This window comes from Picosynechococcus sp. PCC 7003, assembly GCF_001693255.1.
Classification (GTDB): domain Bacteria; phylum Cyanobacteriota; class Cyanobacteriia; order Cyanobacteriales; family MRBY01; genus MRBY01.
In genome coordinates, this window is the sequence record NZ_CP016474.1 from 836,038 (window position 1) to 851,080 (window position 15,043).

Sequence of the window (15,043 nt, forward strand, 5' to 3'; positions counted from 1 at the left end):
TTATTGCGCCCTCACTCTGACCCAACATTCCCTTAAACAGCTATGGCACCGGAAAAAACTACCGACGCAATCTTAACGGCCCTACAGCATTTGATCGAGGTTGTCGCCCAGTTGCGATCGCCCGATGGCGGTTGTCCCTGGGATCTAGAACAGACCCCCCAAACCTTGATTCCCTACGTGATCGAAGAAGCCTATGAAGTTGTCCATGCCCTCCGCCAGGATGACCAACAGGCGATCGCCGAAGAATTAGGGGACTTACTGCTCCAGGTAGTACTGCAAGCCCAAATTGCCCAGGAATACGGCCACTTCAGCCTCCAGGAAGTCGCCGAGGGCATTAGTGAAAAATTGATTCGGCGTCATCCCCATGTGTTTGGTGAAACCAATGCCAGCACCGTCGCTGAAGTTCGTCAAAATTGGGAGACCATTAAGGCCAAAGAAAAAGGTGAATCTCCGCAGAACTTGCCCCAGCTCAGTCGGAAATTAGACCGCTATAACAGCACCCTCCCTCCATTACTGGCGAGCCTAAAAATGTCAGAAAAAGCCGCCGCCGCCGGCTTTGAATGGGAAAACATCGAAGAAGTTTGGGCAAAATTTGAGGAGGAACTCCAGGAATTTCACGAAGCACTCCAAACCGAAGACAAAGTCCATCAACAGGCCGAACTCGGAGATCTACTCTTCACCATTGTCAATTTAGCCCGGTGGTATGACCTCGATCCCAATGCGGCGCTCCATGGCACTAACGACCGCATGGTACAGCGCATTTCTCTGATGGAAAAGTTTGCAGATAAGTCCCTGACAGATTACTCCCTCGCAGAATTAGAAACCCTGTGGCAACAAGCAAAACAACATCTCCACCAAACCGTTGATTTCTCCGATTAGCCTTCAATCATTTGGCTACCGTTTCCTCAATAATTCCAATGGATAAAGTCGAGCTGTCGTCAGGGTCATTGAAATTCCTTTATTGCTCACTCTAAGCAATAACTTGAAGAGGACTGATGTAATAATTAAGTTCCCCAGCCCAGACGTATAATATGCGATGATGTAGTAAAAAAGAAAATCCGTTGTTCTCTGTCAGGAAGTTAAGAAATATTTCAGGGAACGAAAAACACTATCCTATTCGCCAAAACCAAACTCCATTACTTGCTCTAGATGACCATGGATGAAACACAATGGTGGAATAAGCCTTTAATTGGTGAGACCAGTTTTTCAGAGAAAATTGTAAAGTTAATTCACAAAAAAACAATACCAGAAAAAGTTATTTTAGCGCACCGAAAATATAATCGTGAAATTAGAGCGAAGGCTTGGCATGTACAGCGGATCGAACTTAACAAATTCGATAATGAGGACTTTTTGACCTATGCTCAAATGCGGGTATTGATTGAGAAGGAACTTGGGGTATTTAAAGGTCTAAAGCGAATTATTCAGTTTTTAGAATTGGCTTTAACAGCGGCAGAAAGTTATTTACTGATTTCTGAAACGGAATTACAGTTTCGTAGTCCACTTCAAAAGAGTATTTACAAATTTATTTCCCAGGTACTTACAACCCAGGATCACCAGACCGTGATTGCCATCATTCATAAAAAAGTGTGGCCTCTGCTAGATCGCATTAAAACAGATAAAGGTCGGGTTGTACTCCAGGAATATCTAAAAGCAATTGATAATGTTGCCCAATATCCAGATGGACTAGAATTGCTGAGACTTTTTAAGCAGGCGACCTACAGTTATACGGTGCTGCGGGCTATTTCTAGCCTCTCGAAAACCCTGACGAAATCCGATACTTATGATGTGACACAGATCAGCTTACACATTCGTGATAATCAAGAGGTTTTCAATAATCTGACCAAAATCCTTCAAATTCCAGCAGAGCATGATAATCCCCGTTCCTATGCAAGGATGCTGCAATTTATTGCGTTTAAATACCGTTACCAAAAAAATGACATCGAATTTCAAGAGTTATTGCAACGGTTACGGGATTGGCAACTTCTCTATCTAAATATTGTTGATTTACGAAAAGAGTATTCGGCTCAAGATTATAGTTTGCCTAAGGAATTTAAGGAGCCAATCCCGGCGGTAGATATTTATGAAAAATACCAGCAATATTTATAAACTGCTTTATTGGATTAAAACCAAAAAAATCTAGGATTTTATAATTTTTGCAAGGTCTGGCGCAGTGACTGTAATGATGTTTCACTGATGTAATTGTTACAAGGCAATACTTTGGGTCGGTGACTAAGGCTGGGTTGGAGTTGGCTAATTTGTTTTTGTACGGTTTCAAGGCTGGGGCGATCGCATAAAATCATTTGACTACGTCGGATTAAGGCCTGAAGACGGGGGAGATCCGTCGGGCTACTAGTAATTAAAGTCAGCTCAGTGCCCCGGAGGCTATGGATAATGGTGCAGGCGGCATGAAGTATCCCAGGGCTAAGACTCACCAAACCAAGATGATGGTTCGGGGGCAGCGCTTTGATTTGGGCGAGTTCAGGGCCATAGTCATGGAGCGTAACAGGGATAATTTGGACATTTGGAGGGGCGATCGCCGCCACGGCCTGGACAAAATAGGGGGTGGTGATCAAGGTTGCCGCTGTGATCTGTTCTAAACGTTCGGCCAATGCTTCTAGGGGAACCAGTTGGATCGGGATGGCGATCGCCTGACTCATTTCTTGCAAAATCCATTGACCCGCCCCCAATTCCCGCTGGGGGACAGTGATAATTACTTGGGCAGCACAGGCGAGACGCCAATCAATCGCCTTCGCAAACAGTTGTCGAATTTGGGGCAAACTATATCCCGCCTCTAGCAGTTGGTGAATCGCGTCATCAAAAATAGCTTGAGGTTGTGCGGAAGGCTCCTTAGTAGCCTGGGGTAGCGTCGCTGGCGACTGGTGCTGATCCTGGACATAAACCCCTGAGCCGGGGACTAACTTCACGAGACCAAGGGCTTCGAGTTCTCGGTAAATCTTACTGACGGTATTGCGGTGGAGCCCAGTAATCATCTCCAATTGCCGCAGGCTCGGCAGCCGTTGATCGCCAGCGAACTGATGGGAGGCGATCGCAAATTGCAACTGATCCAGGAGCTGTTGGGACGCAGGGATTTCACTATCTGGCTGAATATGAAAAGAAAACATGGGGGAATTCACACCTAGAGGGTCTCCTTCCATCAAATCGAAAAAGTGCCTAGGCGATCGCCTGGATGGCTAGATCTTGGCACAAAAAAATTCCCCAAAAGTTGAGGAATAAAATAGCCAATTTACCTGGCCGAGCAAGAATACAAGGGCGCTAGCCAAAATTAGACATTTAAGAAAGGATGGGGTTCGCTGACTTTTTCAAGCCATTTGCGGGGTGGAGCAGCGCGGCGGGTGTTTCGCCAAATTTGGGTTGCCGCTAGGGTCCCATCGGCGACGGCAATGGAAACTTGGTTGAGGCCTTTTTTGAGATCCCCAAGGGCAAAGATCCGATCATGACTGGTTCGACACATTTCGTTAGTCACCAAATTTTCACCATCCCATTCCAAACCGTCAATGCCTTTGAGGTAGTGGTTATGGTAGATAGATCCCATATTGATCAAGCCGGTGGTGGCTTCAACGATGGTGCCATCCTCTAATTCAACGCCACTCATTTTGTGGTTTTCGCCGTGGAACTTCACAATTTTTTGTTCATAGAGGGGGTAGCCATGTTCAGCGAGCTTTTCTTTCATTTCATCACTCACCTGCACTAGGCCATGGGTCAGCACGGAGATGTAGGGGGTGAACCAATTTAAAACAAAAGCGGCATTGATCTGTCCTTCGGTGCCAGCGATTAAGACAGCTTTTTGATCCCACATATCGAAGCCGTCGCAGATCATGCACACATGGAGGGTGTAGCCTGCATAATCATAGACATTTTGCATATCATCGGTTTGCGGCAGATTGTCAATAATTCCGGAGGCCGCAATGAGATATTTACTATGAAACACAGGGTAGGTACTATCTTTTTTGCCGACTTTGACCTTAACGGCAAAGGTGTCTCCTTGATCGATCACCGTTTCTACATAACCCCGCAGGAGATCAGCTCCCCAATCAATGGCCTGCTTAGTGCTCTGGAGGATAATGTCTCGGCCGGGGGTTTCGGGATCTAAACCCACATAGTTGCGTAAGTCTTGCATCCAGAAGGAGCGGCCCCTGCCCTTTTCAATGATGAGACACTTGAGGCCATAGCGGGCGAGGTAGATTGCAGCGGATAATCCTCCCATCCCGCCCCCGACAATAATGGCATCATAGACGGTATCTAAACGGGTTTCGAGGTTTTTACTAGAAAGCTTCATGGCAGGGTCCCCCAATGGTTTGGCGGTGGTACGAGAAATAAAAAAGCAAAGAAGGCGATCGCCACCCCCCTTGCCTTAGTCTAAAAAATTATTTGGTGAGCGTCAGTACAAGAACTTAACCAACAAATTCTTTGCGGGGTTCAGAAACACCAGGAGCAGATTCACCCTTGATATAAGCCAGCATCGTGTCTGCATCAGAGACTTCAAAAGGATCAGTGGGGCAATTGTCAGAGAAGTCAGGCTCCACAAACATCTTCTTGATTTCGCCATCTTCTACAAGCATGGAGTAGCGCCAAGAACGCATCCCAAAACCGAGGTTAGACTTCTCAACGAGCATCCCCATTTTGCGGGTGAATTCACCGTTACCATCGGGAAGAAGGAATACTTTATCAGCACCGATTTCCTTGCCCCATTTGAACATTACGAAGGCATCGTTTACGGAAATACAGATGATTTCATCTACACCCTGGGCTTGGAATTCGCTGTAGAGCTCTTCGTAACGGGGTAAGTGATTGGAGGAACAGGTGGGCGTGAAAGCACCAGGCAGGGAGAAAAGAACAACTTTTTTACCACCGAAAATATCAGCGGTGGTTTTGTCTTCCCAACGGTAGGGGTTGGGGCCTTCTACGGATTCATCGCGGACGCGGGTTTTGAAGACAACGTCAGGTACTCTAGCCATGTGGACCTCTTGGATAGTGTGATAACAGAAAAGATAGGGAAAGGTCGAAACCTTTCTTAACAACCCAGAATAATTCTTATTTAGGAATAAGTCAAGATTCTTTTAGGGGTAAAAGGGAAAGGCGAGGGGAATCAGGACGGAGGACACGGCCCAAAAAAGGAGATTCAACGGAATCCCAACCCGAAAATAATCGGTGAATTTGTAGCCGCCTGGCCCGTAGACCATCAGATTGGTTTGGTAACCGATGGGGGTCGAAAAACTCGCTGAGGCCGCCAACATCACGGCGATCGCAAAGGGCATCAGATCCACCCCCAGGGTATCGGCGAGGGAAAGGGCAATGGGAAACATCAGGGCAGCGGCAGCATTGTTGGTGATCAGTTCTGTCAGTAGGCCGGTGATGCCGTAGATCACAATTAAAGTTGGCCAGGGACGATCTCCCGCCAGTTGGATTAAGCTCGTGGCGATCGCCCCGGCGGCCCCGGTGATTTCTAAAGCTTTCCCCAGACCAAAGGCCGCCCCAATGACGAGCAAGACAGGCCATTCAATACTTTTAAGAGAACGGCTCGGTGAGCAGCAGCCCATCACAATCATGGCGATCGCCGCTAGGGTGGCCGCCTTTAACATGGAGAGCCAACCCAACACCACACAAACCACCATCACCAGCAGAATGCCCAGGGCAAGGGGAGCACGGTCATGGCGCATCGGCTCGGAATCCGGAATTTCACTGACTAAATAAAAATCCCGGGAACCCCGTTGCTGTTCCAAAAAGGTGGGATGGGTTTCCAGTAGTAAAGTATCCCCAGCTAAAAGACGCATTTCGCCGATTTTTCCCTTGAGGCGCTCCCCGTTGCGGGCCACGGCTAAAACGACGGCATTATAACGGCTGCGGAATTTCCCTTCCCGGATCGTTTGGCGGATCAGTGGACAGGTATTGGAAACAACTGCCTCAATTAAGCAACGCTCAGAACGGGGGGTATCCAATTTAAAAACTTGATCCGTGGCCGGTTGTAACCCCCGGAGCCGGTTGAGGTCGAGAATCGAATCTACTGCCCCGACGAAAACTAATTGATCTTTTTCCCGCAAAACTTCGCGAGGGCTGACCGCTGGCAACACCAAAGCATCCCGCACTACCTCAATCAGGTACAAGTTTGGCAAATTCCGTAACCCGGCATCTTCAATACTTTTACCAATGAGGGGACTGTTTTCGTGGACAACCATTTCTACGGTGTATTGCCGCAAATCGTCTTGGTCACTAATGGCAGGCTTGCGTTCTGGCAAAAGCCAACGGTGACTCAGCATCAAAAAGGTTACGCCGGCGATCGCACAGGGAAATCCCACCCAAGCAATATCAAAGAGACCAAGGCCCGCGTGGTCTGTCTCAGCAATTAAGAGGCCATTGACGACCAAGTTTGTACTGGTGCCAATGAGGGTGCAACACCCCCCAAAGGACGCCGCATAGCTCAGGGGCAACATCAATTTTGAGGGGCTAATGCGCAGCTTGCGGCACCACTCGTTAACCACAGGGATAAACATCGCCACCACGGGGGTGTTATTTAAAAAGGCACTCAGACCCATCACCGGCACCATCAACCTCATCAGGGCCGCAGATTCTCCTTTTGGCAACCCTAAAACCCGCTGGGAAATCCAACTCAGGGAGCCGGTTTGTTGCAGGCCAGTCACCACAAGATAAAGCACGGCAATGGTCGCCAAGCCTTCGTTACTAAACCCGGCGAGGGTCGTCCCTGTATCCAGCACCCCTGTCAGGAGCAAGGCCCCCAAAGCACCAAGGAAAATCACCTCAGCCGGGAGAGGCGTCAGGGCATTCAGGAGAAATGCCACCAGGGTCAAACCGAGGGTCAACCAACCTTGCCAACCCAAACCGAAGAAAGCCACCTCCCCCAAAGAAGACAACTGCGCAAACATTGCCATCGAAAATCCTCCAGCACATAGGACACCTAGCATGGGTGCCGTTGAAAAGAATTTAGTCGTTTTTATGACATTAAAGGGCAGAATCGCGTTCCAAGTGCGGGGCGATCGCCAGGACTGAAAAAAAGATTTAGAAATCTGAAACAAAGGCATAGAGAAGGGTTGACAGCTTAGAACGGATTGCCACTCACCCTTTGCAGGGTCAATTTTTTTCAACTCTCATCATGACACAGCAGAGAATAATTCAAGATTGAATTTGAAATGAATTGCAATTCAAACAAGACTGAATTATGATTAGCTATTAATTCAAAAGAAATTGAATCGAAAATGAAAAAGCCTAATTTGTCCCTAAAAACTTTGGCGATCGCCGCCGTCTTAGGCAGCACCATCGCTGCTTGCGGTAGCCCAAACCAAAGCACCACCTCCCAGCCTGAAACTACAGCGGCCCAGACTCAATCCCAAGAGCCAGTTACCATCACCCTTGTCACCTATGCCGTCACCCGCAGCGCCTACGAAAAAATCATTCCGCTCTTCGTTGAGCAGTGGAAAGCAGAAACCGGACAAACCGTAACCATCGAGCAAAGCTATGGGGGATCTGGTTCCCAAACCCGTGCTGTTATTGATGGCTTGGAAGCAGATATTGTCGCCCTTGCCCTTGGATCTGATATCAACGCCATTGAAGAGTCGGGTCTGATTGATCCTGGTTGGGAAACAGAATCTCCCCGTGATAGTGTGGTGACCTCGTCTGTGATTGCGATCGTGCCCCGTGACCCCAATTTGCAAATCACGGAGTGGACTGATCTTGCTGAAAACAACTTAGAAATTATTACGGCCAACCCCAAAACGTCAGGTGGTGCCCGCTGGAATTTCCTTGGTCTTTGGGGCGCAATCACCCAAACCGGTGGAACCGAAGCCGAAGCGCGAGAATTTGTGAGCACAATCTATAAAAATGCGCCGATCCTGCCAAAAAATGCACGGGAATCCACCGATGTTTTCTATCAGCAGGGGCAAGGAGATATTCTTTTGAACTATGAAAATGAAGTTTATCTCGCCAACTTACAAGGAGAAAACCAGCCCTATACTGTCCTGACAGATTTCAATATTGCCATTGATAATCCCGTTGCTGTTGTGGATAAAACCGTTGATGAACGCAATACGCGGGAAGTGTCAGAGGCTTTTGTGGAATTTCTCTTTACGCCTGAAGCCCAAGCCATTTTCGCAGAAGTTGGGTTTCGACCGACAGATCCCGGAGTTGCCGCTCAAGTTGCGGATCAATACCCAGAGATTGAAAACCTAGCAACCATTGAAGACTTTGGTGGCTGGCGCGAAGCACAACCAAAATTCTTTGGTGATGGCGGCATCTTTGATCAAATTTTTCAACAGTAATTAATTGAAAATCAAGCTGAATTCTTGAATAGGAGAGGTATAGAAATTATGTCCCATGAATCAGCAGAAAAAAATATAGGCGATCGCCACACCCAAGTAAACGTTTTAGTGCAAGTTCCGAAGCAGTATCAACAGGATCCAATCATCACCCAGTTAGCTGTTAAACATAATGTTCAAGTTAATATTTTAGCAGCAACTCTTGGCACAGATACGACTGTTAGTGGTTGGTTTGATCTACAAATTTCTGGCCCCAATCAAGCAGTAAAAGACGCACTCCTCTACCTAGAAGATCATAACGTTGGTGTTTACCATAAAGAATCTCCGGAAACTGACGGGTGGTGAAATAAATGTCTTTGATTTTTCAACAATCTACCAGTCATTTCTGTCATGTAAACTATGAAAATTTTATCTTTAGCACTGCCGCGTAAATTATTTTCGATAAGGTCAATCCAATTTCCAAAAAACACGATCCCTTGGTCAGTAACCATTACTTACCTAGCGTTGATTCTGATTTTGCCTACCTTCGCTTTAATCCAAAAATCCCTGAGTTTAAGCATCTCAGAATACCTAGAAATTGCTTTATCTCCGGTAGCTTTGTCTGCCTATGGTGTGACTTTTATTACGGCGATCGCCGCTGGGGCAATTAATGGCATATTAGGCACGATCATCGCTTGGGTCTTAGTACGCTATGAATTCCCCCTCAAACGAATTGTTGATGCAGCCATTGATATTCCCTTCGCTGTACCGACAGCCGTTGCCGGCCTTGTTTTAGCGACGCTCTACAACGATCAAGGTTGGATTGGACAACTTTTTGCCCCTTTAGGGATCAAGATTGCTTACACTCGAATCGGCGTTTTTATCGCGATGTTATTTATCTCTCTCCCCTTTGTGGTGCGCACTCTCCAGCCAGTATTACGCGAACTCGAAGAAGAAACAGAGCACGCTGCTTGGTCTCTGGGAGCTACTGAAAGTCAAACCTTCTGGCGTGTTATTTTTCCACCCCTAATCCCACCAATCTTAACGGGAGTGGCCCTCGGATTTTCACGGGCTGTCGGTGAATATGGCTCCGTTGTGCTTGTTTCATCGGGGATTCCTTTCAAAGACTTAATTGCCCCAGTACTAATTTTCCAACGCCTAGAAGCGTTTGATTACGAAGGGGCGACGGTGATTGGTTCAGTGCTTTTAATTGTTTCTTTGCTGCTTCTATTTATTATCAATTTTCTACAGCAATGGGGAAGGCGCTATGCAAACTAAAATTAAATCCTTTGAATTTAAGCTTTCTCCCCAATGGCTAATTGGGATTACGCTTACTTATCTCGCTTTAATTCTTTTAATTCCCATTCTTGCCATTTTTTATGAAGCCTTTCACCAAGGAGTTTCCGTTTTCTTTGAATCAATCCAAGCCCGCGCTTTTATTCAAGCAGTTAAATTAACGGTGATCATTGCTTTAATTAGCGTGCCATTGAATACAATATTTGGTCTTTGTGCCGCTTGGGTATTGGCAAGAAAACAATTTTGGGGGCGAACTTTATGTCTCAGTGTGATCGATCTTCCTTTTTCAATTTCCCCCGTCGTTGCTGGCTTGATGATTGTTTTACTTTATGGGCAAAATGGTTGGCTAGGTGCTCTTTTTGAACAGGCAAATATCAAGATTCTTTTTGCTTTGCCGGGCATGGTGATTGCCACACTTTTTGTAACGTTGCCATTTGTCGCCAGAGAAGTTATTCCTGTTTTAGAAGAAATGGGATCAGATCAAGAAGAATCCGCCCGAACGCTTGGTGCGAGTGATTGGCAAATTTTTTGGCGGGTGACATTACCCAATATTCGTTGGGGATTGCTCTATGGAGTTTTGCTGACAAATGCCCGGGCAATGGGAGAATTTGGGGCTGTTTCAGTGGTTTCTGGGAGCATCCTCGGCAAAACAGCAACACTACCGATTTTTGTAGAGCAAGAACATATGAATTATGCAACTGAATCAGCTTTTGCGGCGGCGGTTATTTTAGCTTTACTTGCCTGTGTGACGCTGGTGCTGAAAGAGATCCTAGAACGGAATACCCACTCCGCTTAATGGCAATTTAAGCCATGATTTATTTCGCTTAATTTGATAAAAATTTCCCTTATTACCGCAGAAAAAAATGAGTATCTTTGTGAATTCGGTTTATAAAAATTTTGGTACGTTTCAGGCTTTAGAAAATATCAATTTAGAAGTCAAAGAAGGGACATTGGTTGCCTTATTAGGGCCATCTGGTTCTGGAAAATCAACCCTCCTCCGGGCGATCGCCGGACTAGAAACCCCTGCTCATGGACAAGTGATTATCAACGGTCAAGATGCGACCCATGTAGATATTCGGCGGCGGAATATTGGCTTTGTATTCCAGCACTATGCCCTGTTTAAACACCTAACCATTCGCCAAAATGTTGCCTTTGGGCTTGAGATCCGCAAAAAACCGAAGCACCTCATTCGCCAGCGGGTCGAAGAGCTATTAGAGCTGGTTCAACTACAGGGTTTAGGCGATCGCTACCCTTCCCAGTTATCCGGCGGTCAACGCCAACGGGTCGCCTTAGCCCGTGCTTTGGCAGTGCAGCCCCAAGTTTTGTTGCTTGATGAACCCTTCGGTGCCCTAGATGCAAAAGTCAGAAAAGAACTCCGGGCTTGGTTGCGTCGTCTTCATGAAGAAGTTCATGTCACCAGTATTTTTGTCACCCATGATCAAGAAGAAGCCATGGAAGTTGCCGACGAAATCGTTGTGATGAACCACGGACGCATTGAACAGGTCGGAAGCCCTGCGGAAATTTATGACCACCCTGCTACCCCCTTTGTGATGAACTTCATTGGGGAAGTGAACGTTTTACCCAGTCGTCACTCCTTGATCCGCAATCACCCGGATACAGCCCCCCATCACGCGACCCATGCTGTATTTGTTCGTCCCCATGATTTAGATTTACAAATCGATGGTGACCCGACTGCTTTGCCCGGCATGGTCAAGCGAATCATTTATCGAGGCTCCGATGTCCAAGTGGAGGTACTGACGGCAGATCAAGAAATTATCATGGCCCACCTTAGTCGAGAAAAACTTGCCCAGTTACATATTGAAGTTGGCCAAACCGTTTATCTCAGGCCGAAACAGGCAAAGGTCTTTGCGGTCAATGCGGAGTCCCAACCCGTGCCGAGGCAATCTTAATGTCCCGGTTTGAGGAAACTTGGGCCATGGCAAAACCCCACCCATGGGCAATTGATGACTCGGTTACATCGAGCTTTTCGACTAGAATCAGAAAGAAACGCCTGTAGCTTCTGAATCTAATACGTTTGTAATTTCCATGGCAAAATCTGTCCAAGCTCCCAAAGTGCCAAAAATCATCACTGAGTTGACCGAAAACAATTTTTTCTTTCGGGGAATGGATCCAGATGAATTGCAAAATTGGCTTGATCCAGCGGCATTAATCACCGAAAAACTCTATTCCAGTCGGCCGATCTATACGGCTTTTCGCCCGAACCACAATTTGGAATTTCTCTACGTGTTGCTTGCGGGGGGGCCAGTGATTGTGCGGAGTACGCCCCTCGACCGCATTTTGGCGATCACCTATATGGGCAGTTGTTTTGGCATGCGAAATCTTCCCATTGGCTTTGGGCAGGTGAGTCGCAGTTTTCCCAGTTTGGTAGAAGCCTACAAAACCACCGATGTCCTAAAGATTCCGGTGGCAGCGGTGCAACAGCTTTATGACAATAGTCCCGAGTTTCGCGATCGCTATAACCTGAGTTTCGAATTACGGGAAAAATTTCAATACCATCTGCTGAACTGTAGTACCTACCCGCCCCAGGCCGTCGCTTCTCTGTTACGGGCTTTAATTTATCAAGAGCGATCGCTGACCAATCAACCCCAGCGTGATGGCATTTTTAGCTTTGATTTACCCGTCGATATCATTGCCCACGCCTGCCAACTCAACCACCGCACTGTTGAACAGGTTCTCAAGGGGATGACAAAAGTCAAGCTCATTACCACCGGAAAATCCGCCGAAGGTCAGGGGGATCTGATCCAAGTGTTGAATCCAGAGGGTCTCAAGGAAGTTTACAGTGCGACCCGGGATAAGGTTTCTTGGTGGCCCCTGAAGTAAGCTGAAATATCCATTGGGGCGATCGCCAGAGCACCATTGGGAATTATCTATTTAGTCCCCCAAAAATGAAAGGAATCTTACGATTTGCGGCGGCAAGCTACCCCCCCATTGTCGAGATTTGTTAAACTGCTGTAAACACAAATGTGCTGGAAAGTTAAGGGCAAAATTCCGTATATTGCCCCACCACCAAATTGGGAAACTTTCCCACCATGCCAATGAGGAAGCGCACCCATGAACATGGAGACATTAGAATTCATCATTTATCCTGATGGCCGTGTCCAAGAAAAGGTCACAGGCATTGTCGGGTCTTCATGCCAAGAAGTGACCGCTGCGATCGAAAAGCAACTGGGTATTGTTCTCTCCCAGGAACAAACCTCAGAATATTTTGCCCAACCGGTAAGCCAAACTGCAACGACGACGAACTCCGTCCAAAGCAATTGGTGATTTTTTTTGAAAACCTCTATAAACTGCCCCGTTAAATCCTATGTCTCATTTCAGCAATATCAAAACCAAAATCCGTAACTTGACTTCCCTCAAGTCTGCCCTTAAGGATATGGACATTGAATGGAAAGAAGGCCCCAGTGCTGTGCGGGGTTATAAAGGCGATCGCCGCACCGCCGAAGTTGTCATTCAACAGAACAATGACTACGACATCGGCTTTAGCTGGAACGGCCATGAATACGAACTCGTCGCTGACCTGCAATATTGGCAGCAGCCCCTAACTGTTGATGGGTTCCTCCAGCGCCTCACCCAGGGCTATGCCTACCACACCATCCTCAACGAAACCAACAAACAAGGCTTTCAAGTCAGTGAACAGCAGAAAAACGAAGATGGCTCAATTCGCCTCGTCGTCCAACGCTGGAGCTAAGGTATGACCTTTGAAAATTCCCCCCAGCGGTCTGGTTTTGAGCCGGAGTTGGGGGGCTTTTTAAGAAACGACACGGAACGGTCTGGGTTTGAACCGGAACTGGGCGGCCTGCTGCGCCAAAAAGGGGTGTATGTGGATGAGACCACTTGCATCGGCTGTAAACATTGCGCCCACACAGCGCCAAATACGTTTTATATCGAAGAAGAACATGGCCGCGCCCGGGCTTATCGCCAGGATGGTGACCCCGAAACGGTTGTCCAGGAGGCGATTGATACCTGTCCGGTAGATTGCATCCATTGGCTAGATTACACGGAACTCAAGGAAAAAGAAGCAGCCAGAAAAGACCAAGTAATTCGGCCTTTGGGTTTTCCTCAGGATGGGGCAGGTCAGGCGATCGCCCGCAAACCTAAACCTTCCCGGAAACCTTAACTATTTAAAATTTTGCTTGGCCTATGGGTCTTCTGTGGCGATGAAGTCTTGATACTTGGCTTGGCAATAATCATCCAAAGCTTGGCCAATCGTTTGCTCTTTGGTGCCTGCGGTTTGGCTCAGGGATTGGGCAGTTTTGGCAGCTTCTAAGTCTTTGTCCTGGCGCGCTTTCACCATGGCGTAAGTAGCCTCGGCCTGGCGTTGGTAAATGTCGCTAATTTGCGTTTGGTAGGTTTTAACCTGGCTATCCCGGAGACGCAATTGGGCGATCGCCTCGGCACCTATTTTTAGGGCATCGGCTGCCTGGAGCCAACGCTCAAAGTTAAAGGTTTGGGGCATGTCTGTTGATGGCTCATCTTGAACCAAGGTTTGAGCTTCAGTTACAGTAAGTTGAATTTGGTCGAGCAGTTTTTGGCAATCGTAGAGGGCTGGGTCAACCCTTTGGCAAGCGCTGAGGCCACAAAGACCGGTGCAACTAATAAGCAAAAACAGACGAGCAGACGGGGTCAAGGGCATTACGGACGGAAATTCAACATCGGCAGTGTAGCGAATTTTTCGTGAAATTAGGGTACTCATTCCGTTATCTTAGAAACATTTTTTGAGGCTTTGAGGCAGAAACGCAATGGCATTAACCCGGATTTTAGAACCGGAAGTGATGGATGATCCCACCGAGGCGATCGCCTACGATGCAATGGACTTTCGGGCGGTAAACCAAGATTTTGTGGATCTCGTCGTCGCGACTTACCCCCAAGCAACCGCTTTGGTTTTGGATTTAGGCACAGGGACAGCGCAAATTCCGATCTTATTAGGGCAACAGCAACCCCAATGGCACATTAAAGGTACCGATTTAGCCCGATCAATGTTGGCCCTGGGACAAAAAAATGTGGTGGCAGCGGGTTTAAGTGAACAAATCGAGTTGGTTTATGCCGATGCGAAGAATTTGCCCTGGCCTGACCAAAGCTTTGATGTGATCATCTCCAATAGCCTGATTCACCATTTACCTGACCCCTTGCCCTGTTTTAAGGAAATGGGCCGCCTCCTCAAACCCCAGGGAAAAATCATTGTGCGGGATTTGTTTCGCCCTGACAGCACCGCAGACATTGACCGGATTGTTGCTGCCGCCGAGGGGCCGGGTTTTGACGATCACCAACGGCAATTATTTTGGGATTCGCTCCATGCGGCATTTACAGTGCCCGAAATTGAGGCGATCGCCACCGAAGCTGGTTTAACCAACGCCCAAATTTACCAATCCTCAGAACGCCATTGGACGCTAATTTTTCCCCAGCCTTAACGCAATGCAACAAGGCATAAATTTTCTGGCTCCATCCCCTAAGATGAAGAAATC

At 47.4% G+C, this 15,043-nt stretch carries 17 protein-coding genes; 12 read left to right on the forward strand and 5 right to left on the reverse strand.

From position 1 onward, the window contains the following. Positions 1 to 42: 42 nt before the first annotated feature. Both mazG and AWQ21_RS03965 read left to right on the forward strand, forming a co-directional pair. Positions 43 to 879, forward strand: a complete 837-nt coding sequence (gene mazG / locus AWQ21_RS03960) for a nucleoside triphosphate pyrophosphohydrolase (protein WP_065713425.1) — start codon at positions 43 to 45, stop codon at positions 877 to 879. Between the two features lie 270 nt (positions 880 to 1,149). Continuing rightward, positions 1,150 to 2,106 carry a hypothetical protein gene (locus AWQ21_RS03965; protein WP_065713426.1) on the forward strand — a complete coding sequence of 319 codons (957 nt, stop codon included), beginning with the start codon at positions 1,150 to 1,152 and terminating at the stop codon, positions 2,104 to 2,106. A 38-nt stretch (positions 2,107 to 2,144) separates the two neighbouring features. Here AWQ21_RS03965 and AWQ21_RS03970 read toward each other — a convergent pair whose 3' ends face one another. From AWQ21_RS03970 to AWQ21_RS03985, 4 genes are all read right to left on the reverse strand, one after another. Next, positions 2,145 to 3,122, reverse strand: a complete 978-nt coding sequence (locus tag AWQ21_RS03970; RefSeq protein WP_065715210.1) for a GntR family transcriptional regulator — start codon at positions 3,120 to 3,122, stop codon at positions 2,145 to 2,147. A gap of 161 nt (positions 3,123 to 3,283) precedes the next feature. Next, positions 3,284 to 4,297, reverse strand: a complete 1,014-nt coding sequence (locus AWQ21_RS03975; protein ID WP_065713427.1) for an NAD(P)/FAD-dependent oxidoreductase — start codon at positions 4,295 to 4,297, stop codon at positions 3,284 to 3,286. Between the two features lie 115 nt (positions 4,298 to 4,412). Next, a complete protein-coding gene (locus tag AWQ21_RS03980) occupies positions 4,413 to 4,976 on the reverse strand; it encodes a peroxiredoxin (RefSeq protein WP_065713428.1) in 564 nt (187 codons plus the stop codon). 102 nt (positions 4,977 to 5,078) lie between these two features. Beyond that, a complete protein-coding gene (locus AWQ21_RS03985) occupies positions 5,079 to 6,905 on the reverse strand; it encodes an SLC13 family permease (protein ID WP_065713429.1) in 1,827 nt (608 codons plus the stop codon). A gap of 324 nt (positions 6,906 to 7,229) precedes the next feature. Between AWQ21_RS03985 and AWQ21_RS03990 the strand changes: the two genes are divergently transcribed. The 9 genes from AWQ21_RS03990 (at position 7,230) to AWQ21_RS04030 (ending at position 13,698) form a co-directional block, all read left to right on the forward strand. Further along, positions 7,230 to 8,288, forward strand: coding sequence for a sulfate ABC transporter substrate-binding protein (locus tag AWQ21_RS03990; RefSeq protein ID WP_065713430.1), 1,059 nt, complete (start codon positions 7,230 to 7,232; stop codon positions 8,286 to 8,288). Between the two features lie 48 nt (positions 8,289 to 8,336). Beyond that, positions 8,337 to 8,630, forward strand: coding sequence for an NIL domain-containing protein (locus tag AWQ21_RS03995; protein ID WP_065713431.1), 294 nt, complete (start codon positions 8,337 to 8,339; stop codon positions 8,628 to 8,630). Between the two features lie 54 nt (positions 8,631 to 8,684). Beyond that, positions 8,685 to 9,542 (forward strand): sulfate ABC transporter permease subunit CysT, encoded by an 858-nt coding sequence (gene cysT, locus AWQ21_RS04000; protein ID WP_065713432.1) that lies wholly within the window; start codon positions 8,685 to 8,687, stop codon positions 9,540 to 9,542. Next, the gene (gene cysW, locus AWQ21_RS04005) at positions 9,532 to 10,356 is read left to right on the forward strand and encodes a sulfate ABC transporter permease subunit CysW (RefSeq protein ID WP_065713433.1); all 825 of its coding nucleotides are present in this window, start codon (positions 9,532 to 9,534) and stop codon (positions 10,354 to 10,356) included. The genes cysT and cysW overlap by 11 nt, the downstream gene beginning before the upstream one ends. Positions 10,357 to 10,423: 67 nt before the next feature. Further along, positions 10,424 to 11,470, forward strand: a complete 1,047-nt coding sequence (locus AWQ21_RS04010) for a sulfate/molybdate ABC transporter ATP-binding protein (protein ID WP_065713434.1) — start codon at positions 10,424 to 10,426, stop codon at positions 11,468 to 11,470. A gap of 136 nt (positions 11,471 to 11,606) precedes the next feature. Then, complete coding sequence (locus tag AWQ21_RS04015) at positions 11,607 to 12,401, forward strand: Crp/Fnr family transcriptional regulator (RefSeq protein WP_065713435.1); 795 nt, start codon at positions 11,607 to 11,609, stop codon at positions 12,399 to 12,401. Positions 12,402 to 12,632: 231 nt separating this feature from the next. Then, on the forward strand, positions 12,633 to 12,845 hold the full coding sequence (locus tag AWQ21_RS04020) for a DUF2997 domain-containing protein (RefSeq protein ID WP_065713436.1): 213 nt from the start codon (positions 12,633 to 12,635) through the stop codon (positions 12,843 to 12,845). A gap of 40 nt (positions 12,846 to 12,885) precedes the next feature. Next, positions 12,886 to 13,269 carry a DUF1257 domain-containing protein gene (locus AWQ21_RS04025; RefSeq protein WP_012306430.1) on the forward strand — a complete coding sequence of 128 codons (384 nt, stop codon included), beginning with the start codon at positions 12,886 to 12,888 and terminating at the stop codon, positions 13,267 to 13,269. A gap of 3 nt (positions 13,270 to 13,272) precedes the next feature. Further along, positions 13,273 to 13,698, forward strand: coding sequence for a ferredoxin (locus tag AWQ21_RS04030; protein ID WP_065713437.1), 426 nt, complete (start codon positions 13,273 to 13,275; stop codon positions 13,696 to 13,698). Positions 13,699 to 13,719: 21 nt separating this feature from the next. On the opposite strand, the gene AWQ21_RS04035 is transcribed toward AWQ21_RS04030, so the two are convergent. Further along, positions 13,720 to 14,274, reverse strand: a complete 555-nt coding sequence (locus AWQ21_RS04035; RefSeq protein WP_065713438.1) for a hypothetical protein — start codon at positions 14,272 to 14,274, stop codon at positions 13,720 to 13,722. Positions 14,275 to 14,320: 46 nt separating this feature from the next. Between AWQ21_RS04035 and AWQ21_RS04040 the strand changes: the two genes are divergently transcribed. Continuing rightward, on the forward strand, positions 14,321 to 14,989 hold the full coding sequence (locus AWQ21_RS04040) for a class I SAM-dependent methyltransferase (RefSeq protein WP_065713439.1): 669 nt from the start codon (positions 14,321 to 14,323) through the stop codon (positions 14,987 to 14,989). The last annotated feature ends 54 nt before the right edge of the window (positions 14,990 to 15,043 follow it).

Coding starts and splice junctions, on each gene's coding strand:
- mazG (WP_065713425.1), top strand. CDS start 43: ATGGCACCGGAAAAAACTACCGACGCAATCTTAACGGCCCTACAGCAT.
- AWQ21_RS03965 (WP_065713426.1), top strand. CDS start 1,150: ATGACCATGGATGAAACACAATGGTGGAATAAGCCTTTAATTGGTGAG.
- AWQ21_RS03970 (WP_065715210.1), bottom strand. CDS start 3,122: ATGTTTTCTTTTCATATTCAGCCAGATAGTGAAATCCCTGCGTCCCAA.
- AWQ21_RS03975 (WP_065713427.1), bottom strand. CDS start 4,297: ATGAAGCTTTCTAGTAAAAACCTCGAAACCCGTTTAGATACCGTCTAT.
- AWQ21_RS03980 (WP_065713428.1), bottom strand. CDS start 4,976: ATGGCTAGAGTACCTGACGTTGTCTTCAAAACCCGCGTCCGCGATGAA.
- AWQ21_RS03985 (WP_065713429.1), bottom strand. CDS start 6,905: ATGGCAATGTTTGCGCAGTTGTCTTCTTTGGGGGAGGTGGCTTTCTTC.
- AWQ21_RS03990 (WP_065713430.1), top strand. CDS start 7,230: ATGAAAAAGCCTAATTTGTCCCTAAAAACTTTGGCGATCGCCGCCGTC.
- AWQ21_RS03995 (WP_065713431.1), top strand. CDS start 8,337: ATGTCCCATGAATCAGCAGAAAAAAATATAGGCGATCGCCACACCCAA.
- cysT (WP_065713432.1), top strand. CDS start 8,685: ATGAAAATTTTATCTTTAGCACTGCCGCGTAAATTATTTTCGATAAGG.
- cysW (WP_065713433.1), top strand. CDS start 9,532: ATGCAAACTAAAATTAAATCCTTTGAATTTAAGCTTTCTCCCCAATGG.
- AWQ21_RS04010 (WP_065713434.1), top strand. CDS start 10,424: ATGAGTATCTTTGTGAATTCGGTTTATAAAAATTTTGGTACGTTTCAG.
- AWQ21_RS04015 (WP_065713435.1), top strand. CDS start 11,607: ATGGCAAAATCTGTCCAAGCTCCCAAAGTGCCAAAAATCATCACTGAG.
- AWQ21_RS04020 (WP_065713436.1), top strand. CDS start 12,633: ATGAACATGGAGACATTAGAATTCATCATTTATCCTGATGGCCGTGTC.
- AWQ21_RS04025 (WP_012306430.1), top strand. CDS start 12,886: ATGTCTCATTTCAGCAATATCAAAACCAAAATCCGTAACTTGACTTCC.
- AWQ21_RS04030 (WP_065713437.1), top strand. CDS start 13,273: ATGACCTTTGAAAATTCCCCCCAGCGGTCTGGTTTTGAGCCGGAGTTG.
- AWQ21_RS04035 (WP_065713438.1), bottom strand. CDS start 14,274: ATGAGTACCCTAATTTCACGAAAAATTCGCTACACTGCCGATGTTGAA.
- AWQ21_RS04040 (WP_065713439.1), top strand. CDS start 14,321: ATGGCATTAACCCGGATTTTAGAACCGGAAGTGATGGATGATCCCACC.